This is a genomic window from Streptomyces sp. MAR4 CNX-425 (assembly GCF_048656465.1).
Taxonomy (GTDB): domain Bacteria; phylum Actinomycetota; class Actinomycetes; order Streptomycetales; family Streptomycetaceae; genus Streptomyces.
Map to the genome: position 1 here is coordinate 147,905 of NZ_JBMDLF010000009.1, position 22,569 is coordinate 170,473.

At 73.2% G+C, this 22,569-nt stretch carries 17 protein-coding genes and 1 riboswitch; of the genes, 5 read left to right on the plus strand and 12 right to left on the minus strand.

The annotated features are described in order from the left end of the window. Positions 1-162: 162 nt before the first annotated feature. Complete coding sequence (locus tag ACHZ99_RS24295) at positions 163-2,055, minus strand: sugar-binding protein (protein WP_420306855.1); 1,893 nt, start codon at positions 2,053-2,055, stop codon at positions 163-165. A 255-nt stretch (positions 2,056-2,310) separates the two neighbouring features. On the opposite strand from ACHZ99_RS24295, the gene ACHZ99_RS24300 reads away from it, so the two are divergent. Further along, a complete protein-coding gene (locus tag ACHZ99_RS24300; protein ID WP_420306856.1) occupies positions 2,311-3,186 on the plus strand; it encodes an SAM-dependent methyltransferase in 876 nt (291 codons plus the stop codon). On the opposite strand, the gene ACHZ99_RS24305 is transcribed toward ACHZ99_RS24300, so the two are convergent. The 4 genes from ACHZ99_RS24305 to ACHZ99_RS24320 all read right to left on the minus strand — a co-directional run bounded on the left by ACHZ99_RS24305 (position 3,167) and on the right by ACHZ99_RS24320 (position 9,641). Next, positions 3,167-5,551 (minus strand): poly(A) polymerase, encoded by a 2,385-nt coding sequence (locus ACHZ99_RS24305; RefSeq protein WP_420306857.1) that lies wholly within the window; start codon positions 5,549-5,551, stop codon positions 3,167-3,169. The genes ACHZ99_RS24300 and ACHZ99_RS24305 overlap by 20 nt on opposite strands. Then, complete coding sequence (locus tag ACHZ99_RS24310) at positions 5,551-7,296, minus strand: RNA ligase family protein (RefSeq protein ID WP_420306858.1); 1,746 nt, start codon at positions 7,294-7,296, stop codon at positions 5,551-5,553. Before ACHZ99_RS24310 ends, ACHZ99_RS24305 begins: the two co-directional genes overlap by 1 nt. A 205-nt stretch (positions 7,297-7,501) precedes the next feature. Then, positions 7,502-8,605 (minus strand): arabinan endo-1,5-alpha-L-arabinosidase, encoded by a 1,104-nt coding sequence (locus ACHZ99_RS24315; protein ID WP_420306859.1) that lies wholly within the window; start codon positions 8,603-8,605, stop codon positions 7,502-7,504. 361 nt (positions 8,606-8,966) lie between these two features. Next, a complete protein-coding gene (locus ACHZ99_RS24320) occupies positions 8,967-9,641 on the minus strand; it encodes a lytic polysaccharide monooxygenase auxiliary activity family 9 protein (protein WP_420306860.1) in 675 nt (224 codons plus the stop codon). A 345-nt stretch (positions 9,642-9,986) separates the two neighbouring features. Between ACHZ99_RS24320 and ACHZ99_RS24325 the strand changes: the two genes are divergently transcribed. Further along, complete coding sequence (locus ACHZ99_RS24325; protein ID WP_420306861.1) at positions 9,987-11,273, plus strand: ATP-binding protein; 1,287 nt, start codon at positions 9,987-9,989, stop codon at positions 11,271-11,273. A gap of 271 nt (positions 11,274-11,544) precedes the next feature. On the opposite strand, the gene ACHZ99_RS24330 is transcribed toward ACHZ99_RS24325, so the two are convergent. After that, entirely contained in the window at positions 11,545-11,748 is a 204-nt protein-coding gene (locus ACHZ99_RS24330; RefSeq protein ID WP_420306862.1) for a DUF397 domain-containing protein, read from the minus strand. 15 nt (positions 11,749-11,763) lie between these two features. Then, positions 11,764-12,624, minus strand: a complete 861-nt coding sequence (locus ACHZ99_RS24335) for a helix-turn-helix domain-containing protein (RefSeq protein WP_420306863.1) — start codon at positions 12,622-12,624, stop codon at positions 11,764-11,766. A 371-nt stretch (positions 12,625-12,995) separates the two neighbouring features. Between ACHZ99_RS24335 and ACHZ99_RS24340 the strand changes: the two genes are divergently transcribed. Further along, positions 12,996-13,394 carry an ATP-binding protein gene (locus ACHZ99_RS24340; RefSeq protein ID WP_420306864.1) on the plus strand — a complete coding sequence of 133 codons (399 nt, stop codon included), beginning with the start codon at positions 12,996-12,998 and terminating at the stop codon, positions 13,392-13,394. Positions 13,395-13,837: 443 nt separating this feature from the next. On the opposite strand, the gene ACHZ99_RS24345 is transcribed toward ACHZ99_RS24340, so the two are convergent. Continuing rightward, positions 13,838-14,773, minus strand: a complete 936-nt coding sequence (locus tag ACHZ99_RS24345) for a helix-turn-helix domain-containing protein (RefSeq protein WP_420306865.1) — start codon at positions 14,771-14,773, stop codon at positions 13,838-13,840. A gap of 199 nt (positions 14,774-14,972) precedes the next feature. Here ACHZ99_RS24345 and ACHZ99_RS24350 point away from each other — a divergent pair, with 199 nt between their 5' ends. Continuing rightward, a complete protein-coding gene (locus ACHZ99_RS24350; protein WP_420306866.1) occupies positions 14,973-16,478 on the plus strand; it encodes an AAA family ATPase in 1,506 nt (501 codons plus the stop codon). Between the two features lie 331 nt (positions 16,479-16,809). On the opposite strand, the gene ACHZ99_RS24355 is transcribed toward ACHZ99_RS24350, so the two are convergent. From ACHZ99_RS24355 to gcvT, 4 genes are all read right to left on the minus strand, one after another. Beyond that, entirely contained in the window at positions 16,810-18,192 is a 1,383-nt protein-coding gene (locus ACHZ99_RS24355; RefSeq protein WP_420306867.1) for an L-serine ammonia-lyase, read from the minus strand. Between the two features lie 80 nt (positions 18,193-18,272). Beyond that, positions 18,273-19,541 carry a serine hydroxymethyltransferase gene (gene glyA, locus ACHZ99_RS24360; protein ID WP_420306868.1) on the minus strand — a complete coding sequence of 423 codons (1,269 nt, stop codon included), beginning with the start codon at positions 19,539-19,541 and terminating at the stop codon, positions 18,273-18,275. A gap of 131 nt (positions 19,542-19,672) precedes the next feature. After that, on the minus strand, positions 19,673-20,050 hold the full coding sequence (gcvH, locus tag ACHZ99_RS24365; RefSeq protein WP_420306869.1) for a glycine cleavage system protein GcvH: 378 nt from the start codon (positions 20,048-20,050) through the stop codon (positions 19,673-19,675). Between the two features lie 212 nt (positions 20,051-20,262). Continuing rightward, positions 20,263-21,396, minus strand: coding sequence for a glycine cleavage system aminomethyltransferase GcvT (gene gcvT, locus ACHZ99_RS24370; protein ID WP_420306870.1), 1,134 nt, complete (start codon positions 21,394-21,396; stop codon positions 20,263-20,265). A 150-nt stretch (positions 21,397-21,546) separates the two neighbouring features. Beyond that, a riboswitch (glycine riboswitch) is annotated at positions 21,547-21,644 on the minus strand. Between the two features lie 168 nt (positions 21,645-21,812). On the opposite strand from gcvT, the gene ACHZ99_RS24375 reads away from it, so the two are divergent. Then, positions 21,813-22,391, plus strand: coding sequence for an AAA family ATPase (locus ACHZ99_RS24375; protein WP_420306871.1), 579 nt, complete (start codon positions 21,813-21,815; stop codon positions 22,389-22,391). Positions 22,392-22,569: the final 178 nt, after the last annotated feature.

Below are 22,569 nucleotides of genomic sequence, written 5' to 3' on the forward strand. Positions count from 1 at the left end.
CGGGCCGCGGCGACGGGCCGGGACGGGCCCCGGGCCGTACGGCCGCGCCCCGCCGGAGCAGGCGGGGCGCGGTCGTACGGCGTGGCGGGCAGGCGCGGCGGAACGGTGCCGCGGGCGGCGGCGGCCGCGCCGGTGAGGCGGCCGCGCCCGCCCGCAGATGCCTCAGCGGCGCGGCCGCGGGCCCACCGCCAGCGGGACGCCGGTGCGGCGCGACTGCGCCACCGCCGCCGGCGAGTCCTCGCTCTGCGCCGCGTCCGTCGGGATCTCCGGCTCCACCGGCTCCGTGGGCCGACCGGACGGCGGCGTGTAGCCCTCCAGCGCGGCGTCGCCCCAGACGTAGGGGTCGGCCTGGGCGCTGCCGTACGGGGACCACGCCAGCCGGGTCTGGCCCGTCTTGTCGTCGGTGTCCGAGTCGTACACGAGCACGTTGAGCGTGAACTTCTCCGGGTCCGCCGCGGCCGGCAGGTCGGCCAGCGCGATCTTCGCCTCGACCGTGTAGCCGCGGTACGGGTCGGAGACCACGGACGCCACCCGCATCCCGGGCGCCGTGACGGCCGCCGGGCCCTGCCGGTTGTCGCCGTCGCGCTCGGCCGCCGGGCCGCCGCCGTTCGCGGTGAACGGGAAGATGCCCGTCTTGAAGGTCGCCGCGGTGTCGTCGGCCGTGCCGCGCGGGTCGAGGGTGATCTCGACGGAGTCCGTACGCCAGTGCCGCTTGGCGTCGCTCTCCTCCAGCGCCGTGCCCCGGCGGTCGTCGACGACCTCGACGAACACGTACAGGTCGTCGCCGTGCCGCGACAGCTTCGCGGTCGCCGAGACGTCCTGGTCGCCCACCTCCTCGCCCTGCCAGTGCACCAGCGGCAGCGCCGGACCGGGGTACTCGGCGGCGCGCGCGACGCCGTCGAGCACGGGGGCGGTGGCGACCTCGGGGATCGTCGTGGCCGGCGGGGCGGGGTAGTCCGGCTGCGCGTCGTTGGCCAGCCACGGCAGGCCCACCCGCTCCGTCCAGTCGCGGAACTCCGCGTACAGCGGGCGCAGCCCGTCCTGCCGCCGCACCTTCGACTTCACCGCCCGGCCGTTCGCCGCCAGCACCGTGTACCAGTCGGAGCCCAGCTCCTCGGGGTCGGTCGGCACCTCCGGCGGCCGCGCGGCCCAGCCCTGCGTGACGTACTTGCGCGCCGCGTCCCGCTCCACCTGCGCCCAGCTGGTGCCGTGCTCCCGGCTGCGTACGCCGGAGAAGACGCCGAAGACCGGCAGGCCGCTGGCGCGGTCCGTGCGCCGCTGCTTCGGGGCGTCCGGGCCGAGCAGGCCGCCGAAGCCGTAGTTCTGCGCGAGAAGCAGCCGCGGGCGGTGCGGGCGGTAGCCCTCGCGGGTGATCTGCGAGCGGAACGCGCGCGGGTCGCCGGCGAGGAAGAACGCCTCGATCGCCAGCCGCGCGGACAGCTGGTGCCCGCCGTGCTGGTTGAAGGGGCGCGGGTCCATGGTCACGACCGTGTCGGGCGTGGTGGCGCGGATCAGCCGGACGATGCGCTCCAGCGTGTCGTCCGCGTCCCAGATCGCGGCCGTCAGCGGGCCGGAGAGCGTGTACCAGAAGTCCGGCTTGTCGAGGTAGTAGACGTTGTCGATGCCGGCCAGGCCGACCGCCGCGCGCTCCTCGTCCTCCCGGATCAGCCCGAGCGGCGGCCCCTCCTCCGGGCCGGCCGCGTTGCCGCCGCCCTCGCCGCGGGTGACGGTGAGCACGCCGGTGCTCACCCCGTGCCGCTCCCGCCACTGCCCGAAGGTCGAGAGGTTCCCGGCCTCGTCGTCCGGGTGCGCGCCGACGAAGAGCACGTCGTTGTGCGCGCGCCCGTGCCGCCCGCGCGGCGCCCGGCGCGGACGCGGCGCGCTCCACTCGTCCGCCCACGCGGACGGCGCCGTCGCGCCCAGCGCCGTACCGACGACGCCGGACACCAGCGCCGCCGACACCAGCCGCCGGCTCGGCCCCGCCCCGCCCGTGTCCCCGGCCGTGTCCCTGGCCGGTACGGGTTCCGTTCTGTCCCCCTGCGCCGAGTTCGTCACCGATGGCCTCCCCTTGACGTACGTGGTGAGCCCCGCTCGATGAGGCTCACGACCGACCGTTCTAATCCAGACCGGGGGCCGGGGCAAGGGGTTTGTCAGGACATCTTGTCAACTGGACGTGCCGAACGCCCCGCCGGGCCGCCCGCAGGGCCCGCGGAACTCCGGTCAACTCTCCCGCCGGGCAGGGCAGTACGAGACGCCGGCGGGCCCCGTATGGCAAGGTCGTTTTATCCGACGGCACACCCGGGAGCTCATGTGACCACCGACAACGGCGAGACGGCCTGGCTCAGCACCGCGGGCGGCACGTCCTGGGCGCCGCCCGAGATCGACTTCACGAAGCCGCAGACGGCCCGGATGTACGACTACTACCTGGGCGGCAAGGACCACTACGGGCCGGACCGGGAGACCGCCGAGCGGGTCATCGGGGTCTGGCCCAGCGTGGGCAAGTTCGCCCGCGCCAACCGGCACTTCATGCACCTGGCCGTCGAACGCCTGGCCCGCGCGGGCGTCGACCAGTTCCTCGACGTCGGCACCGGCATCCCCACCTCGCCGAACGTCCACGAGGTCGCCCAGTCCATACGGCCCGCGGCGCGCATCCTCTACACCGACCACGACCCGGTCGTGCTCGCCCACGCCCGCGCCCTGATGAACTCCACCGACGAGGGCCGCATCGACTACATCCAGGGCGACCTGCGCCGCCCCGAGACCATCCTCGGCCACCCCTGCATGACCGGCCCGGACCCGGCCCTCGACCTCGCCCGCCCGGTGGCCGTCAACCTGGTCGCCATCATGCACTTCATCACCCCCGCGGACGACCCGAAGCGGATCGTCTCCGCCCTGCTCGACCCGCTGCCGGCCGGCAGCCACCTCATCCTCAGCCACATCACCGACGAGTTCGCCCCGGAGGAGGTCGCGGCCGCCGCCCGCCTCTACCACAACCAGGGCCTCCCGGCGCAGGCCCGCGACGCCGCCGAGCTGGCGGAACTGGTCGACGCCCTGGGCCTGGAGCTGCTGCCGCCGGGCATCCTGCCGGTCAACCGCTGGTCCCCGGACACCCCCGACGACCGCCCGGCGTCCCTCTACACCGACGCCGAGGCGTCGTGCCTGGGCCTCATCGCCAGAAAGGCGTGACCCCCTGCTCGACGCTCACCCCGCGCAGGCCCCGGCACCACCCTTCGGCGACCTCCGCGACGCGGGCGGCGCCGGGCGGGGTGCGGCCGAGGCCGACGGCGTAGCGCGCGAGCGCCGGCCCGGTCTCGAACGGCCGGGGCCAGGCGTGCGCGTCCGCCGCCCCGGCGTCCTCCAGCGCGGTGAGCAGCGCGCGCAGGCGGCCGCGGACCCGCCCCAGGGTCCCGTCGAACTCCGCGGTGCGGTCCGGGGCCACGGTCACCAGCGCCCAGGCCGCGTGCCGCCGGTGCAGGGGCGGCGGTGACACCAGCTCGGGCCAGGGGTCGGTGCCGGTTTCGGCGGCGCGCTCCAGGACGGTCCAGGCGCGGTACAGCTCGTCGGTCAGCAGGTCCCGGAAGCCGGCGGTGACCTGTCCGGTGCAGCTGCGGACCGGGGCGGTGGGGGTGCGGAGGACGAGCGGGGCGCCGGTGCCGGCGTGGGTGCCGGGGTCGGGGCCGGGGTCGCTGGGCGTCAGCGCGACCGGTTCCCGCCAGTCCCAGGCGGCCCAGGTGCCGAAGAAGCGGCGGAGGAGATCCGGGGCGGCCGAATCCGCGGCACCGGCTTCGGCTTCGGCCTCTGCTTCGGCTTCCGCTTCCCGTACGGTACGGGCCGCCAGCACCGCCCAGGCCAGGCCCGGCAACCCGCCGAACGGGGCGGAGTCCAGGCCCCGCGCCCGCGCCCACGCCTTCACCCGGGCGGCGAGCCCCGCGAAGGCGGCGGGCCGGCCGCCGGCCGCGGCCCGTACCGCCTCCGCGTCGCTCACCGCGCTCAGCGCGACCGCGGCCGCCTCGCCCAACTCCGCGCGCCGGGCCACCGCTTCGCCGGGGTCGAGGGTTCCGGTGGCGACGACCACGAGGTCGACGTCCAGCCCGCCCGAGCGCAGCCGCAGGCCGGGTACGCGAGCGCCGGTGACCTGCCGCACCCGGGTCGCGTCCGGCAGCGCGGCGGCCACCCGGGCCCGGACGCCGGCCGGGTCGGCGCCGCCGGGCAGCGCCGCGACCAGGTCGACGTCCGCGCCGGCGAGGGCGCAGCCCATGCGCCGGGAGCCGGCGAGGTGGACGGCGCCTTCGCCGAGCGCTGCGGAGACGCGCCGCACGAGGTCGAGCGCGGGGGCGTTCCCGGCCTCGCTCCCGGCGACGGGCTCGGCGGGCACGGCGGGTGCGGCCGGTCCGGCGGGCGCGTGCGCGTCGCGCGGGGCGGGGTTCGGGGCGGGGTGCGCGGGCGGGCCCGTACCCGCGCGCAGCTCCGCCGCCACGCCGTAGTGGTCCGAGACGTACAGCCCGTCCGCCGTGGGCGCGTCGCCCCGCAGGACGGCCCCCGCCGCGCCCCACCGCCCGGGCCGCAGCAGGATCCGGTCCAGTCGCGAGGCCCGGCCGGACAGCGAGGACACCGCGGCCAGCGGGTTGACGTCCGGGTCGAACGTCGGCGTCCGGTCGGCCGGGCCGTGCACCTCCGTCCAGACGTCGCGCAGCCCGAGCGCGGTGGCCGGCGCGTCGCCGCCGTCGTTGAAGTCACCGGCCAGCACGACGTCGCCGGCCACCCCGCCGAGCCCCTCGGCGAGCCGGTCCAGCTGGGCCCGCCGCAGGGCGGCGCCGTCGTCGGAGTGGTCGCTGCTCAGATGGGTCGTGGCCACCACCAGCGGCCCGGCGCCCGTCTCGACCGTGCAGGCGGTGACGGCCTTGTGCGGCCCGAGCCGGTGCCACCCCGCCTCCCGTACCGGCAGCCGGCTGAGCAGCAGCAGCCCGTTGTCGGCGACGTCCTTGCCGTCCGGGCCGGTGTCCAGGGTGTAGCCGGCGCGTACCCAGGGGGCGGCCAGCAGCAGGGAGAGCAGGCCGGCTTCGACCTCCTGGAGCGCGATGACGTCCGCGTCGGCGCCTTCGAGGGCGTCGAGCAGCAGGGGGCGGCGGCGGGCGGTGTGGATCCGCCCGCCGTCGTACCGGTCCCACAGCGTGTTCCAGGTGAGGACGCGCAGCGTCGCCGCGCCCGCCGCGGGCCGTACCTCCCGGGTGGGGCGCCAGCCGGCCGCCGGGTCCCACCCGTGGGGCGTACGGGCCGTGAAGAACGGCGCCCGCAGGAGACGCGGACTGCGTACCCTGCCGGCGTCCGAGGCGCCGACGCGGTCGACCCCGGCGGCGCGGTCCCACACCACCTCGCCGTCCGCCTCGACGAACACGATCCGGTGCCAGGGGACGTCGCCGCCGGGGACGAAGGAGGCCAGCGGCACCCGCTTCGGGCCGGCGCCCCGCTGGTGGATCCCCAGCACGAACCTGGCCGGATCGAACCGCGGGTCCCAGCGGACCCGGTGGTATATCTCGTCGCTCGTACGCATCACGCCCACCCCTCGTCCCCGTGCAGGGAGCCGGCCGTGTCGGCGACCGTTCCGTCCGCGCCGACGTACCAGGTGCGGTGGGCCTCGCCCGGGTAGGGCGGCGCGAACCGGCGCAGCTGCGCGGCGAGCACCTCCGGCGGCACGGGGTGCGCCCGCTTCCGGTTGCGCCGTACCAGCTCGTCCTCGCCGACCAGCGTGACCACCTGCGTGACCAGGGCGTCGCGGCGCCGCGCGACCCGCTGGACCGCCGCCCGCCGGTGCCGGTCGAGCGACGTGGCGTCCCACACCGCGGTCCCGCCGGCCGCCAGCGCCGCGTCGAGCCGCCCCAGCCCCTCCCGCAGGACCTCCGCGTTGGCCCCCTGGTCGGCCCGGTTGCCGCGGGCCGCGCGCAGGTCGTCCAGGCCGACGTACGCGTCCGTCCCCGCGAGGCCCCGGGCGAACGTACTCTTGCCGCTGCCGGACGGCCCGACGAGGTGCACCAGCCGCGGGAACGCCCCGGACCGCCACCGCCAGCCCACCGCCACCGCCTCCGCGACGGTGGCGATCCGTCCGTCCGCGTACGCCTCGCGCGCCTGGGCCCAGCACCGGTCGGCGGCCTCCGGAGCCACCCCGCCGAGCGCCTCCCGCAGCCCGTCCCGCAGCGGCGCCAGCGGCGACTCGCCCAGCAGCCCGGCGTCCTCGGCGTGCAGCGCCGACCACTCCACCTGCTCGCGCGCCTCCGCGCCCCGCGCGAGCGCCCCCGCGACCGCGTGCAGCACCCCGAGGTCGGCGGCGAGCGAGAGGCGGACGAGACCGGCCCGGCGCTCGCCGTCCGGAAAGGCCCGCTGCAACCCCCCGGCCAGCCCCACCAGGTCGGCGACCATTCGCGCGCCGCGCAGCCCCAGCGGCCCCGCGAGCAGCGGCGCGAGCCGCGCCCTCCCCACGCCGTGCAGCATCGCGGCGACGACGCCGGCCAGCCGGGCGTCCCCGTACCGGCCGAGCACGTCCAGCCGCGCGGCCGTGTCGGCGACGGCGGCTTCGGCGGCTTCGGCGCCTTCGGCGGCGGGCTCCTCCGGCGCGACGCCCAGCGCGGCCGACAGGGACGGCACGTCGGCGGCCCCGCCCGAACGCACCGTCCACAGCGCGGCCTTCGGCCCCAGGCCGTTCGCCACGACGGCCGCGTGCATCCAGTGGGTGTCCGTCCGCACGTGCCCGCCGCGCACCCACTTGGCCACCCGCCGCCCGAAGTCCGCCCGCCCGAACCCCTCGACGGTGCGCACCACGTACCCCTCCTGGCGCCCGGTGTCCAGCCGCAGCGCCCGCAGCGCCCGCTCGTCGAAGACACCCCGCCACAGCACGGGCGCCGCCGGCACCCCGGCCCGCCGCAGGAACCGGACCGTACGGTCCCAGTCCAGGCAGCGGTCGCCGTCCCAGACCGAGAATCCGTAGAAGAAGCCCTCCAGGTCCTCGTACGCGATCGAGTGCCGCGCGAACACGTTCTCGCCGCACACCCGCCACCCCCGCGGTATCCGCCCGCGGATCCGCCCGTGCAGACCCTTCACCCACGTCCGCGAGGGGTGGTGCGCCGAGTCCGGCGACCGGGCGTGCAGCCCGTCGGCGTACAGGGTGGTGTTCTCCCCGTCGAGCTTCTCGGTGACCACGACCTCGCGCCCGGCCAGCCCGGCCAGGTCCCCGGCCCGCACGTCGTCCGCCGCGGCCCCGGGCGACCAGGGCAGATGCGGTGTACGGGGGTAGTGCACACGCATGGTCCGGCTCCGTGACGGGCGGTCGGGGGCCCGCCCACTTTAGGAGCGCGCGGGAGCCGGGCTCCAGCGAAATAACAACGGCCGGGCCGGCGGTCAGCCGGAAGTGACGGCGAAGTCGTTCGTGGTGAACTCCGGCCCGCCGGCCGCCGAGCCGTCGAACGGTTGCCGTCGAACGGTTGCGGTCGAACGGGCCCGGCTCCGGCCCTCAGTGTGCGTAAGGCCACCCGTCGCCGTCCCAGCCGAGCCAGTTGATGCCCAGCAGGGCCGTGCCGTTGTCGGCGTAGTAGTGGTAGACGAGGATGTCGTGGTCGGTGTCGGCGAAGACGTCCTGGTGGCCGGGGCCGTGGATGTGGTCGTGGCCGGCCATGATCTCGGTACCGCCGCCGGCGGTCATCGCGGTGCCGTTGCGGTCGCGGTAGGGGCCGGCGATGTCCGTGGACCGGCCGACCATCACCCGGTACGTGCTGGACGCCCCCCGGCAGCACAGGTCGAACGAGACGAAGAGGTAGTAGTAGCCGCCCCGCCGGAAGATCGTGGGCGCCTCGATGGCGCCACCGCCGCGGCCGGCGATCGCGACCATGCCGTCGTCGAGCCGCCTGCCGGTCGCCGGGTCGATCCGGATGAGCTTGATCCCGGACCAGAACGAGCCGAAGGCCAGCCACCAGCGGCCCTCGGCGTCCACGGCGAGGTGCGGGTCGATGGCGTTGTAGTCGTCCGCGCCGCCGGACTCGACGACCAGCCCCTGGTGCGTCCAACTGCCCGGGTCGCCGCTGGAGCTGGTGGCCAGGAAGATCGCCGAGTGGTTGGAGCCGAAGGTGGAGGCGGAGTAGTACAGGTGGTACCGGCCGTTGTGGTGGCTCAGGTGCGGCGCCCACAGGTTGCGTGAGCCCTCGGTGTACGGGCTGGTCCACGGCGCGCCGCCGGGGAAGGCGCTGCCGGCGTTGCGGAAGTCCGTGCGGTCGGCGGACGTCTTCAGGGAGATGTCGTTGCCGGTGTGGGCGACGAGGTAGCCGCCGGAGGGCCGCTTGACGAACGACGGGTCGTGCACGCCGGTGTCCCCGGTCACGACGCCGGGGAAGGGGTACGCGGCGGGGGCGGCACCGGCCGCCGCGGAACGCACCCCGCCCCCGCCGACCACGGAGCCGCCCGCCAGCACCCCGGCCGCCACCGCGCCGCGGAGCAGCCGGCGCCGGGAGGTCGTACCGGGCGGCGGTGCGGCGGGTGTGGCGGGTGCGGCGGGTGCGGCGGGTGCTGCCGGTGCGGCCGGGGGCGCGGCGGCGGTGGAGTCGCGGTGGGGGGTTTCGGTCACGGTCGTCTCCTTGGCGTGGGGGGTGGGGGCGGCACGCTGCTGTTCATGCGCCCGAGGGCGCAACTGCGCCACCAATGGAGAGGAGCAGCTATTCGAAATGTCGAACGCTGTTCGTAATGTTGGGCGGAGCGTAGGGCGGTCACCCCGCACCGTCAAGCGGCCGCGGATGTCGAGGCGCGTGGGCGATGTGTACCGCTTCCAGAGGGGATTAGCCGCCGATTCCGCCCACCGGCGCGCACCCGCCCGGCAGCGCCCGCCCCGGCGCAGACCTGCCGTGGTCGTCGGCCACGGCTGGGCCGGCCCGGTGCCGGGTTCGGGCACCGGGCCGGCGGGATGCTGCGGTGTGTGCGGTGCTCCCGGCTCAGCCGAAGTTCACGTCGCTGCACATCAGGTAGGCCTGGTCGAGGTGCGAGGCCTGCCAGATGGTGAAGACGATGTGGTGTCCGGAGTAGCCGGAGGTCTGGACGGGGAACGTGATGTCGTTCGCCGGCGGGTAGCTGCCGGTCTCGGTGATGAAGTCGAGGTCATCCCAGCCGAGGCTCTGGGTCTTGGGGTCGAACCCCTGCTTGCTCACGTAGACCCGGAAGAAGTCGGCGCCGTGGGAGGCCTGGTCGTACAGGTGGATCGAGAAGTTGTCACCGACGTCGGTCGTCTTCCAGGGGCCCGGGTTGTTCAGGCTCTCGAAGTTCGGGTGGTTGTTGCTGCACAGCTTCCCGTTGGGAATCCGCGCCTCGAACTGGCCGCCGAGCCCGTCCTGGAGCATGCTCATCCAGTTCCACATGGTGTTGGGGTTGGCCTGCCAGGCCTGCCAACACATGGGGTCCTCCTGCTCCATGGCCGGGTTCAGGTGGTCGTCTCCCCACTCTTCCCAGCAGTGGTAGGCGCGGGTCGCCGGGCCGACGACGGTGCCGTGGGCCTGGGCGGGGCTCGTCCAGAGCAGCGCGCTGGTGGTCACGGCGATCACCAGGGCGAGCGCTTGGAGGAGCCGGCGGACAGCCGCCCGAGGCCGTCCGGCGGAGAGGCTTGACTTGCGCATGGGGGGGTCTCCGTTTCGGTTGGCGAACACGTGGGAGCGCTCCCAATTCTACTCAGCCCGCGTGAAGTGTCCATGAAGAGAACAGAGTTCGATTGCACCGTCCGCGCCCCTCGGTCACCCCGGGGACAGGAAGGCGCGGGCGTCCAGGCACACGAGGACCCAGCCGCAACAGCCCCGCGCCTGCGGGGAGCACGTCAGAGCCGTCACGTGACGGCTCTGAATGATCAGCTGGCTGCGACACGCGAGGGCCGGAGGTCAAACCGACACGTAGGATGCGACCAAACAAACACACGCATGGCGACCAGATCAATATTGACCTTGCGGCCAAATCAACATGGGTGTGCCATGCTGGACCTCGTGGTGAAGATCCCTGAATCGCCTATCGGGCGCATCCTCCCTCGCCGGACAGCGACTGCCATCGACGAGGCGCTGGCAGACACCCGCGTGGTCCTGGTGAACGGTGCGCGGCAGTCCGGCAAGAGCACATTGGTGGCGCAGATCGGCAACGCGAGGGGGGCGGAGTGGCGCAGCCTGGACCGTGCGGCGACACGCCAGGCAGCGGCCTTCGACCCCACGGAATTCGTCGCCGGCTCCGTACCGCTGGTCATCGACGAGGTGCAGCGGGTCCCGGAGCTGATGCTGGCCATCAAAGAGGCGGTCGACACCGATCCGCGACCCGGACGGTTCCTCCTCACGGGCTCCGCCCGTGTCCTGCATCTGCGTAGCGTGCCCGACGCCCTGCCGGGGCGGATGGAGACCATCGAGCTGTGGCCGCTGTCGCAGGGAGAGATCGACGGCGGTCCGGACGGGTTCGTGGATGCTGTCTTCGACGCCGGCCCCGAGCTGCGGCACAGCTCGACCCAGATGCGAGCCGACTACGTCGAGAGGATCACGCGCGGCGGCTTCCCCGAAGCGGTGGCACGCCCGCCGCGCCGCCGGGGACGGTTCCTCGACTCCTACGTCGCGGATCTGATCAACCGTGACGTCATCCAGCTCTCCGAGATCGAGCGCGGGCCGGAGATGCGGGCACTGACCCGGCTGGTGGCCGCCAGATCCGGGCAGCTCCTCGTCCCGGGCACGCTCGGTAACGAGCTCGGGCTTCCGCAGCCGACGATCAAGCGATACCTGGGGCTGCTGGAGGAGGTCTTCCTCATCAAGCGCATCCCCGCCTGGTCCCGCAACCTCAGCACCCGGGCCGTCGGCACCGCCAAGGTCGCCATGGTCGACTCCGGCATCGCCGCCAACCTGCTGGGTCTGGACGCCTCGGCCCTGCGGCAGCCCGCCGGCCCGCTCGGCGGACTACTCGAAGGTTTCGTCGCGATGGAGATCGCCCGCCAGCTCACTTGGGCCGACCAGCCCGTCGAGCTGTACCACTACCGGACCAAGGACAAGGTCGAGGTCGACATCGTGCTGGAGAACCGGCGTGGCCAGGTCGTCGCGATCGACGTCAAGGCCGCCTCGACCGTCAAGGCTGAGGACTTCCGGGGCCTGCGGCACCTCGCCGACCGCTTGGGCAGCGATCTGCTGACCGGGATCGTGCTCTACACCGGTCAGCAGACACTCCCCTTCGGCCCGCGCTTCCGCGCCATTCCCATCAGTGCGCTATGGGAGGCGCCCTCCGCAGGGAGGTGACCGGCCTGGCAAGCCGCCCACGGTCCCGGCGGTCCGTACGACGCAACGGAGGCGGGCCCGCTACTGGCCCGCCTCCTCTGCGAATGACGAACGGGACAGCCTCCCAGCCGGGCCTGGCTGGTGCTCGCCGCCCGCGACCGATCGCAAGAGCCCCTGCGGCGCACCAGCGGAATCGGCGGCATGGGAACCAACCTGACGACTGCGCCCCCTGTCCAGCCCTTCTGGGCCGGGCGGGGGCGCAGTTCTGCGCTGATGGGAGTCGCGCCAGGACTCATGCGGAGAAGTCGCCGTGCTTCACCGCCTGCACGAAGGAGGTCCATGCGTCGGCCCCGAAGACCAGGAACGGGCCCTCGGGGGCCTTGCTGTCGCGCACCGGTATGACGCCGGGGTACCCGTCCGCAACCTCGATGCACTGACCGTTGCCGCTGCTGTGGGTGCTCTTCCGCCAGACGGCTTCGGAGAGGTCGTACTGCACTCTCAACACCTCCTCTCAGTCTCTCGCCGCTACCTTAGCCAGCAGATCTGAACTCTCTTTCGGGCTCTGTGCCACCGCACGCAGGTGTTCGAACATGGACCTGTACCGTCGGATCTCGACCTCGGACTCCAGGAACAGGTCACCCGCAAGGTTGTCCACGTAGACAAGCTCGGGGTCCGCGGGATCTTGGAAGTCCATGTGCACGAACGACCCCGCCATGCCTGCGTGCGCGCCCTTGTCGAACGTGATCACCTGTAGCGTGACATGGGGCTCTTCCAGGACGTCGAGGAGGTGCTGCGCCTGCCGGCGCATCACTCCACGGCCGCCGACCAAGCGCTGAACCGATGCTTCATCCACAATTCCCCAGAGCTGTAGTGGCTGCTCCTTGGCGAGCAGCGCCTGCCGCTCCATCCGCGCTTGCACCCGCTGCTCCACCTCCCTCTGGCTGGCCGTGGGCAGGGTGCCCTTGATCACGGCGCGCGCGTAGTCTTCCGTCTGGAGAAGTCCCGGTACGAAGAGCGACTCGTAGTTGCGCATCGACCGCGCTTCGGCCTCAAAGCCGATGTAAGCAGTGTATTCCTCGGGCAGTTCCGAGTGGTACGGCCGCAACCAGCCTTGATCGCTGGTTCCACGAGAGATCGACACCAGCTCGTCACGAAGGGGGTCCTGGACCTCGTACAGGTCCAGCAGGGCGATCAACGTCCGCTTCTGCGGCCGTGCCCGCGCCTTCTCGATGCGGTAGAGCGTGGCGACGTTGATGCCCGTCTTCTCGGAGACGTCCTCACGGCTGAGTTCGGCACCGGCCCTCAGGTGCCGGAGTTCGGCAGCCAGGCGCCGAAGCCTGACCGTCGGCACGTGCTGACGCTTTTCTGACACGACACGTCCCCTCGCTTCCCCACTCGTACCCCGTGCGTGTGGTGGTCCATCACGCCGCGACTCAACCTACTTCGAACGCATGACATGTGTTTGCAATCCTTGCATTCTGCGTCCACGCAAGAGCAGTCTAGGTGAACGCCCGCTGTGGGCTCTAACTCACCGACCCGTACGGGTGGTTGGCCCCTCCATGCCTTGTCAACAGGGAGGCACGTATGTCAGCGCAGCAAGACCCATCCCAGGAGCCGGATCGGTTAGCGCGAGAGCCTCTCGCGCCTGCGCCGGCCTCTCCCCGGGAGGCGGTGGCGACCACAGCAGGCAACGCGCCAACCCCCGTTCCCGCGGCTTCGGCGGCGAGACGTGCACGGTCGCTGATGTTCCCCAGCACCGCCGCGTCCATCCGACGGGCTCGCGTCTTCACCACCCAGGTCCTCAGCGAGTGGATGCCCCCGGTCGACGCCGATGCCGTCCACCTGTGCGTCTCCGAGCTGTGCACCAACGCACTTCAACACGGCAGAACGCCGGGCCGTTTGTTCATGCTGGGCCTGTCGCTGACCGACACCGAACTACTGGTGGAGGTACACGACAGCAACCCCGCCCCACCCAAGCCCCGGAACGCCGCGCCCACCGACCCGGCCGGCCGCGGTCTGTACCTGGTCGAAGCATTCAGCGCCCGCTGGGGCACTTCCCCCCGTCGCGGCCCCGGCAAGGTCGTGTGGTGCGGGTTCCCCCTCACCCCGCCCGCCGACACACGGGAGGCGCGTGACCAATGATGCCGTCACCCGCCTGAGCAAGCTCAGCATGCGGGGAGTACGGCAAACTCCCCGTCGGTCACCTGCTGGTCGACGGAACAGCACCGCAGGTGCGGGGCTGTTCTGCGGGGCCGAATTCGCCGTCGAGCGGTTGTGGTCCCCGCGGACGCGGGGAACCGTGTTCGGGCGGACGGCCCGGGGCCTCAGTCCGGCCCGGGCTTCAGTACTCCACGACGTTGACCGCGAGGCCGCCGCGGGCGGTCTCCTTGTACTTGACCTTCATGGCGGCAGCAGATGATCATGCAGTTGACCTGCGATTTTGCGCTGAGAATGGCACACTTTTCAAGATCAGGGACTTCTGTGGGACTTCTGCACGGTGAGGAATGGGGCGGCAGCGCCAGCCTACGGGTGGATCGCGGACGATGCGATCTTCCACGGCACAGCGCGTGGACGGGGCAGGTGCGTCAGCGGCGTCCGTAACGTGTCCTGCCGCTGCTGGGCCGGTAGGCGTCCTTGACGATCTGCTCCAGGTCTTCCTCGCTGAACATCCGGTGACCGCCGATCTGCCGATACGGGACGCGGCCGGCGGCCGACTCGGTGCGCAGCCATGACGCCTTCACGCCGAGGCGCTCAGCGGCTTCAGCGATCGAGTACAGGAGCGGCCCGGGTTTGCGGGACTTGGGGACCGCCTTTGCCGGGGCGCGTTCGCCGGCTGCCTGCCGGGGGCCGGCCACTGGCAGCCCGAGCACCGCGGCGTCCACGGCTGCCAGCAGGACGCCGAGTCCGCGGAGCCGGGCGGCATCACCCATCCCGTCGTTAGGGCCGGGCAGCCCGAGTGCCCGCCTGCCCTGGGTTGCGGGGTCGGCTGACGGCAGGAGCAACGCCGCGAGCCGGAAATCCTCCTCGGTCAGCGAGGCTCCAGCCTCCAGCTCCCGGCTGAGGCGCAGCCGTTCTCGCTGCAGCGCTCGCTTGTCTATCTTCCAGAGCCGCTCGCGCAGCTCCTTCCAGCCCGGATGGGTCTGCACCACGGCCAGGGCTTCGTCGGCCAGCTCCGGGCCCGGGTGTCCGGTGGCCTTGCGGTGCAGGGCGCATACTTCCCCGCCCTCCTCGACAGGGAGCTTGCACGGGAAGCCGTAGAACGAGGTGACCGGCGCAGGACACCGCGGGCGGTCCCGGGCGAGCCCACCCCACATTCCTTCCCGGACGTACGTGATCTGTGTGGCGACCCGGCTGACGTCCTTGGCCGGTACGCCCCATGCCTTGGCGGCCGCACGCGGGCTCAGATGGTCCAAAGCCCGCAGCCGCTCCATCGGGGTGCCGTCGCCGTCCACTCGCACCTCCCCGTTGCCTGTTGCTGTTGCGGACAGCGTGGCCGGCCGATCGGTGCTGGTGCGGCGCATGAACGTTACTGGTCGACAGTGTGCCGTGCCGGATCATGAGAGCCAACCGCGGATCACTGATGAGGGATTGCGCCGATACGAATCCGGCAGTCGTCACCGCGACCTGTGCGGGGGTCGCCGGCCGGCTATCTGTGGTGTGACGGATTTCGTCGAAGTAGACTTAGACGAAATCTGTAGCACTCGACATGGTGGAGGTCGGATGCCGAGCGGAGTGCTGGTCAAGCCGGGCGATGTGGTCGACCGGGACCGCGAGTGGGGTCTGCTGACGGACTTCCTGACCGATCCGGATCCGGCTATGCGGCTGGGCATTGTGTCCGGGCGTCGGCGGCACGGGAAGTCGTACCTGCTGCAGGCTCTGTCCGAGCAGGCCGGGGGGCTGTACATGACAGCCGTGCGGGAGGAGGGGCGGCTGCCGGCGATCCAGCGGTTCGCCGATACGGTCGCCGCCCATGCCGGCCTGCGCGCGGGCAGTCTGCGGCTGACCGACTGGCGCGACGTACTGGCCAGTGCCCTGGACGTGACCTCCCGCTCGACGTACCCACTGCTGGTGATCGACGAGCTGCCGTATCTGCTGCAGCATTCGCCGGAGATTCCGGGACTGCTCCAGCAGATCTATGACGAACGCCAGCGCCGGGCCGCGCCGGGCGCGGGCCCGGGCCCAAGGCTGATCATGTGCGGCTCGGCGCTGAGCGTCATGCACGAACTGCTCTCCGGCACCAAGCCGCTGCGCGGCCGCGCCGTGGTCGACCTGCGGCTCGGCCCCTTCGACTACCGCGACAGCCGCGCCTTCTGGCAGATCGACGACCCGCAGACCGCGCTGAAGGTGCACGCCGTCCTCGGCGGCGCACCCGGCTACCGCTCGGTGGCCGCCCGGCCGCACCCCGACGGCGGCTTCGACACCTGGCTGAGCAGGACCCTGCTCGACCCGGGCCGTGCCGTCTACTCCCGCGCCGAGACCGAATACCTGCTGCGCGAGGACCCACGGATCACCCAGCACACGCTCTATTACGACATCCTCACCGCGATCGCCCAGGGCGCCACCACCCCCAGCAAGATCGGCGCCGCGCTGGAGCGCCCCCGCAACGCCGTCGCCCACCCGCTGGGCGTCCTGGAATCGACCGGCTACATCCGCCGTGAACAGGACATCCTGCGCACCCGGCACCCGGTCATCACCCTCGCCGACCCGGTCATCCGCTTCAACCAGCTCATCACCCTGCCCCAGGCGGCAGCTGTCGAGCAGGGCTTCGCCGAACAGGTCTGGCAGCAGGCCGCCCCCACCTTCAACTCCAAGATCGTCGGTCCGCACTTCGAGGACCTGGCCCGCGACTTCACCCGCCGCTACGCCCACCCGCTGCTGCCCGGCGGGCTGCCGGGACCGGTTGGCACCACTGAGGTGGCCGACCCGGCCGCCCGTACCAAACACGAGGTCGACGTCATCGCCCTGGCCGCCGGCGAACGTCCGCAGTCACCGCGCACCCGCATCGCCCTGCTGGGCGAGGCCAAAGCGACCGCAGCGCGCCGCGGCACCGGCGACCTCCAACGCCTCGAACACATCCGCACCCTGCTCGCCGACCAGGGCCACGACATCACCGGCACCGTACTGGCCCTGTACTCCCTGCACGGCTTCTACCCCGACCTGATCGAGCTCGCCGACCACCGCGAAGACATCCTCCTCGCGGACCTGCCCACGCTGTACGGCCGGTAAGCGGGACCGGCCAAGCCCGGGCCGGCGGCCCTGCGGAAGCTCCGGCTGTGCCGGGTCGCTCTCGCGCGCGGACCGAGCGGAGGCGAGGGGACAGTCCCGGCCAGATCTCCCTGGCGACGGCAGCCCCGACTCCGACGGCGTGGTCTGCACCGCGGCGGCTCGCTGGAGGACTTCGAGGGGCGGACAACCGCGGGCCGATCTGGGATTTCTCTGGGACTCTTCAGGGACTTTCAGAGCGGTCCGGGGGCTTCCGCGGGACTTCCCGCCGGACAGGCAGGGAAGGCCCTGACCACTCTGAAAGATCTGTAGTCGCAGGTCAGGGGAGATATGATCAGCACTCCACGACGTTGACCGCGAGGCCGCCGCGGGCCGTCTCCTTGTACTTGACCTTCATGTCCGCGCCCGTCTCCTTCATCGTCTTGATCGCCTTGTCGAGCGAGACGAAGTGCTGCCCGTCCCCGCGCAGCGCCATGCGGGCCGCGGTGATCGCCTTGACCGCCGCCATGCCGTTGCGCTCGATGCACGGGATCTGCACCAGGCCGCCGATCGGGTCGCAGGTCAGGCCCAGGTTGTGCTCGATGCCGATCTCCGCGGCGTTCTCCACCTGCTCCGGGGTGCCGCCGAGGATCTCGGCGAGGCCGCCGGCGGCCATCGAGCAGGCGGAGCCGACCTCGCCCTGGCAGCCGACCTCCGCGCCGGAGATGGAGGCGTTCTCCTTGAAGAGCATGCCGATGGCGCCCGCCGTGAGGAGGAAGCGGACGGCGGTGTCGTCGTCGGCGCCGGGGACGAAGTCCGTCGCGTAGTGGAGGACCGCGGGGATGATGCCCGCCGCGCCGTTGGTGGGGGCGGTGACGACGCGGCCGCCGGCGGCGTTCTCCTCGTTGACGGCCATCGCGTAGAGGGTGACCCACTCCAGGGCGTGCGCCGCCGGGTCGCCGGCCGCGCGGAGCTGGCGGGCCTCGCCGGGGGCGCGGCGGCGGACCTTCAGGCCGCCGGGGAGGATGCCTTCGCGGGTGGTGCCGCGGGCGACGCAGTCGCGCATGACCCGCCAGATCTCCAGCAGTCCGGCGCGGATCTCCGCCTCCGTGCGCCAGGCCCGCTCGTTCTCCAGCATCAGGGAGGACAGCGACAGGCCCGTCTCCCGGGTGCGGCGCAGCATTTCGTCGGCGGTGCGGAAGGGGTACTTCAGCACGGTGTCGTCGAGTTTGATCCGGTCCTCGCCGACGGCCGCCTCGTCGACGACGAAGCCGCCGCCCACCGAGTAGTACGTCTTCGACAGCAGCGTGCCGCCGTCCGCGTCGTAGGCGGCCAGCGTCATGCCGTTGGCGTGGTACGGCAGTGAGCGGCGGCGGTGCAGGACGAGGTCGGCGCCGGCGTCGAAGGGGATCTCGTGGTCGGGTCCTATCTCGGCGCCCAGGAGGTGCAGCCGGCCGGTGGTGCGGATGCGTTCCACCTCGCCGTCGGCCCACTCGATGTCGACGGTGCGCGGCGAGTGGCCCTCCAGGCCGAGGAGTACGGCCTTGGGGGTGCCGTGGCCGTGGCCGGTGGCGCCGAGGGAGCCGAAGAGTTCGGCCCGTACGGCGGCGGTGTGGGCCAGCAGGCCCTCGTTCTTCAGCCGGCGGGCGAACATCCCGGCCGCCCGCATCGGGCCGACGGTGTGGGAGCTCGACGGGCCGATGCCGATCGAGAAGAGGTCGAAGACGGAGATTGCCACTCGGGACTCCTTTGTCCTTTCGTGGGGACGTACGCCCCGGGCGGGGGCCCGCGACGGCGGCGGGCCCCCGGACGTACGGGCTACAGGCCGGGGTACAGCGGGTGCTTCTCGGCCAGGGCGGTGACCCGGGCGGCGAGGGCGGCGGTCTTCGTCTCGTCGAAGCCCGGCTTGAGGGCCTCGGCGATGACGTCGGCGACCTCCTCGAAGTCCGCGGTGGTGAAGCCGCGGGTGGCCAGCGCCGGGGAGCCGATGCGCAGGCCGGAGGTGACCATGGGCGGGCGCGGGTCGTTCGGGACGGCGTTGCGGTTGACCGTGATGCCGATCTCGTGGAGCCGGTCCTCGGCCTGCTGGCCGTCCAGTTCGGAGTGGCGCAGGTCGACGAGGACGAGGTGGACGTCCGTACCGCCGGAGAGCACCGAGACCCCGGCCGCGCGGGTGTCGTCGCGCAGCAGCCGCTCGGCGAGGATCCGGGCGCCGTCCAGCGTGCGCCGCTGCCGCTCGCGGAACTCCTCCGACGCCGCGACCTTGAACGACACCGCCTTGGCCGCGATCACGTGCTCCAGCGGGCCGCCCTGCTGGCCGGGGAAGACCGCCGAGTTGATCTTCTTGGCGAGCGCCTGGCGGGACAGGATGACCCCGCCGCGCGGACCGCCGAGCGTCTTGTGGGTGGTGGTGGTGACGATGTCCGCGTACGGCACGGGGTTGGGGTGCAGGCCCGCGGCCACCAGCCCGGCGAAGTGCGCCATGTCGACCAGCAGCAGCGCGTCGACCTCGTCGGCGATCCGGCGGAAGCCGGCGAAGTCCAGCTGCCGCGGGTACGCCGACCAGCCGGCCACGATCAGCTTCGGCCGCCGCTCCTTGGCCAGCCGCTCGACCTCGGCCATGTCGACCAGCCCGGTCCCGGGGTCGACGTGGTAGGCGGCGACGTCGTACAGCTTGCCGGAGAAGTTGATCTTCATGCCGTGGGTCAGGTGCCCGCCGTGGGCCAGGTCCAGCCCCAGGATGGTGTCGCCGGGCTTCAGCACCGCGAACATCGCCGCCGCGTTCGCCGACGCGCCCGAGTGCGGCTGGACGTTCGCGGCCTCGGCGCCGAAGAGCGCCTTGACGCGCTCGCGGGCCAGCTCCTCGGCGACGTCGACGTGCTCGCAGCCGCCGTAGTAGCGGCGGCCGGGGTAGCCCTCGGCGTACTTGTTGGTGAGGACCGAGCCCTGCGCCTCCAGCACGGCGACCGGGGCGAAGTTCTCCGAGGCGATCATTTCGAGGGTGGACTGCTGGCGCTTGAGTTCGGCGTCCACGGCGGCGGCGACCTCGGGGTCGACCTCGTGGAGCGAGCCGTTCAGAAGGGACATGGAACCTTCCGTGGGAAAGGGCGGACGCGGGCGGCAGGCGGTACGGACGCGCGCGGCAGGCGTACGGACGCGGGCGGACGACTGGCGGACGGCTGGCGGACGGGCGGGCGGCGGGCTGCCGGCGCGCGGGCTCAGCCCGCGGCGAACGCGGTGTACTCGTCGGCGGACATCAGGTCGCCGGCCTCGCCCGCGACCCGGACCTTGAACAGCCAGCCGTCGTCGAACGGCCCGGAGTTCACCAGTGCCGGGTCGGACACGACGGCCTCGTTGGCGGCGGTGACCTCCCCGGAGACGGGTGCGTAGAGGTCGGAGACGGACTTCGTCGACTCCAGCTCGCCGCAGGGCTCGCCCGCGGTGACCGTGTCGCCGACCTCGGGGAGCTGGACGAAGACGACGTCGCCGAGCGCGTCCGCGGCGTGGGCGGTGATGCCGACGGTGGCGACGCCGTCGTCGCCGGCCGCGACCCACTCGTGTTCCTTGCTGTAGCGCAGGTTCTCTGGGTTGCTCATGAGGCGATTCTCCAGGATCGGGAGGTGGGCGGCGGGAAGGGGCGCCGCTGTCAGCGGGGCCGCCTACCCTGGGGCGGGAGTGCGGGGGTTCATCGGGGTTCGTCGGGGTTGTGCCCGGGGAGGGCTGTCGGGTTGTGCCGGCGGGTCTGGTTCGCGGGGTGCCGGAACGGTTCCGCGGGGTGCCGGAACGGGTCTGCGGGGTGCCGGAAGGGTCAGGGGCGCTTGTAGAACGGCAGGGCGACGACCTCGTACGGCTCGTGGCTGCCGCGGATGTCGACGCCCACGCCGGTGGCGGCCGACGGACCCGGCGCGGCGTGCGCGGGGTCGACGTACGCCATGGCGATCGGCTTGCCCAGGGTGGGGGAGGGGGCGCCGGAGGTGACCTCGCCGATCCGGTGGCCGCCGGCCACCACCGCGTACCCCGCCCGCGGCACCCGCCGGCCCTCGGCGACCAGGCCGACCAGCACCCGCGGCGGCTCGGCCGCGGCGCGCTCGGCGGCCCGCGCGAGGGCCTCGCGGCCGACGAAGTCGCCGGGCTTGTCGAGCTTGACGACCCGGCCGAGGCCGGCGTCGAAGGGGGTGAGCGCGGTGCTCAGCTCGTGCCCGTACAGCGGCATGCCGGCCTCCAGCCGCAGGGTGTCGCGGCAGGAGAGCCCGCACGGCACCAGGCCGTCGTCCTGCCCGGCGGCGGTCAGCGCCTCCCACACGGCGACGGCGTCCGCGGGGCGTACGAACAGCTCGAAGCCGTCCTCGCCGGTGTAGCCGGTACGGGCGACGAGCGCCTCGGCGCCGGCGACGGTGCCGGGGAGCCCGGCGTAGTACTTGAGCCCGTCCAGGTCCGCGTCGGTGACCCGGCCCAGGACGCCGGCCGCCGCCGGGCCCTGCACGGCGATCAGGGCGTACGCGTCCCGGTCGTCCCGTACCACCGCGCCCGGGAAGCCGGCGGCCCGCTCGACGAGCGCGTCCAGGACGGTCTGCGCGTTGGCGGCGTTCGCGACGATCATGTACTGCTCGTCGGCGAGCCGGTAGACGATCAGGTCGTCGAGGATGCCGCCGTCCTCGCGGCAGATCATCGTGTACCGGGCGCGGCCGGGGCGTACCGCCGAGAGCCGGCCCACCAGCGCGTAGTCCAGCAGCACGGCGGCCCCGGGGCCGGAGACGGTGATCTCGCCCATGTGGGAGAGGTCGAAGAGGCCGGCGCGGGTGCGCACCGCGACGTGCTCCTCGCGCTCGCTGCCGTAGCGCAGCGGCATCTCCCAGCCGGCGAAGTCGGTCATGGTGGCGCCGAGCGCGCGGTGCGTGGCGTCGAGCGCGGTGCGGCGCGGTGCAGGGCTCTCAGTGGTCATCGTCAGGCTCCCGGACAGGGGGTGGTCGTGTCCTCCCCATCTGTCATCGGAACCTGAGAGGTTCGCCACGATCCCGCGGGAGCGTGGCTTGCACCTTGGGTGGGGCGGCGCCGGCACTGCGGCCGGGCACGGCCCGCTTTTCAGATCTGCCTCGCCCGCGCGGTGACGGGGCCTGAGAGATTCAAGGGAGGACTTGCTCCTTCGGCGCCCGGTGCGGTGAGGCACCGGGACTCTCCCGCGCGGGTTCGAACGGCCGGTATGGAGTTGGCCGGCCCATCATTGCACGCGGCCGGGGATCGCGGGACGGCGCGAGGAACTGGGAGACCGTCTTCCGTTGCGCCGGACGCGTCCTTGTCGGGGCCCGCCGGGGTTGCCAGGCTGGTGGCGGGCAGCGGTGGGCGGGCGCGGGAGGCGGCGTGACGGTGGAGCAGGCGGCCTCCCGGGAACGGCTCCGATATCCGGCGGGCGACATCGTCGTGATCTCCGGGCTGCCGGGGAGCGGCAAGAGCACCCTGATGCGGCGGACGGAGCCGCGGGCGGAGGTGGTGCTGATCGACTCGCAGTACGTACGCGAACGCTGGGCGCGCCGGCTGGGGCGGCGGCTGCCGTACGGGCTGTACCGGCCGCTGGTGCGCGTCGACCACTACGCGCGGCTGTGGCTCGCGGTACGCGCCGGCGGCAGCCTCGTCGTGCACGACTGCGGCACGCTGCCGTGGGTGCGGTGGTGGCTGACCGGACAGGCCCGGCGGTACGGGCGCGGGCTGCACGTGGTGGTGCTGGACATACCGGCCGAGGTGGCGCGGGAGCGGCAGGAGGCGCGCGGGCGCGCGGTGTCGCGGTACGCCTTCGCCCGGCACCGGTGGGCGCACCGGCGGCTGCTGGACGCGGCGGGCGACGGGGGGCTGGCGGCGAGGTGCGCGTCGGTGCTGGTGCTGGACGGGGCGGCGGCGGGGACGCTGCGGGGGATCAGCTTCGGCCGGGGGCACGGCGGGTGAGTGCACGCCGGATGAGCGCACGCCGGGTGAGGGCACGGCGGGCAGCGCACGCCCGCTGAGGTGAGGGCGCGCGCGGAGCGGTGCGCGCCGGGGCGGTCCGCGCGCGGAACCGGTGGAGGCGGGCCCGGGCGCGCCGGCGGCGCCGCGGTTCCGTGGTCCGCCCGCGGGCGTGCGCCCG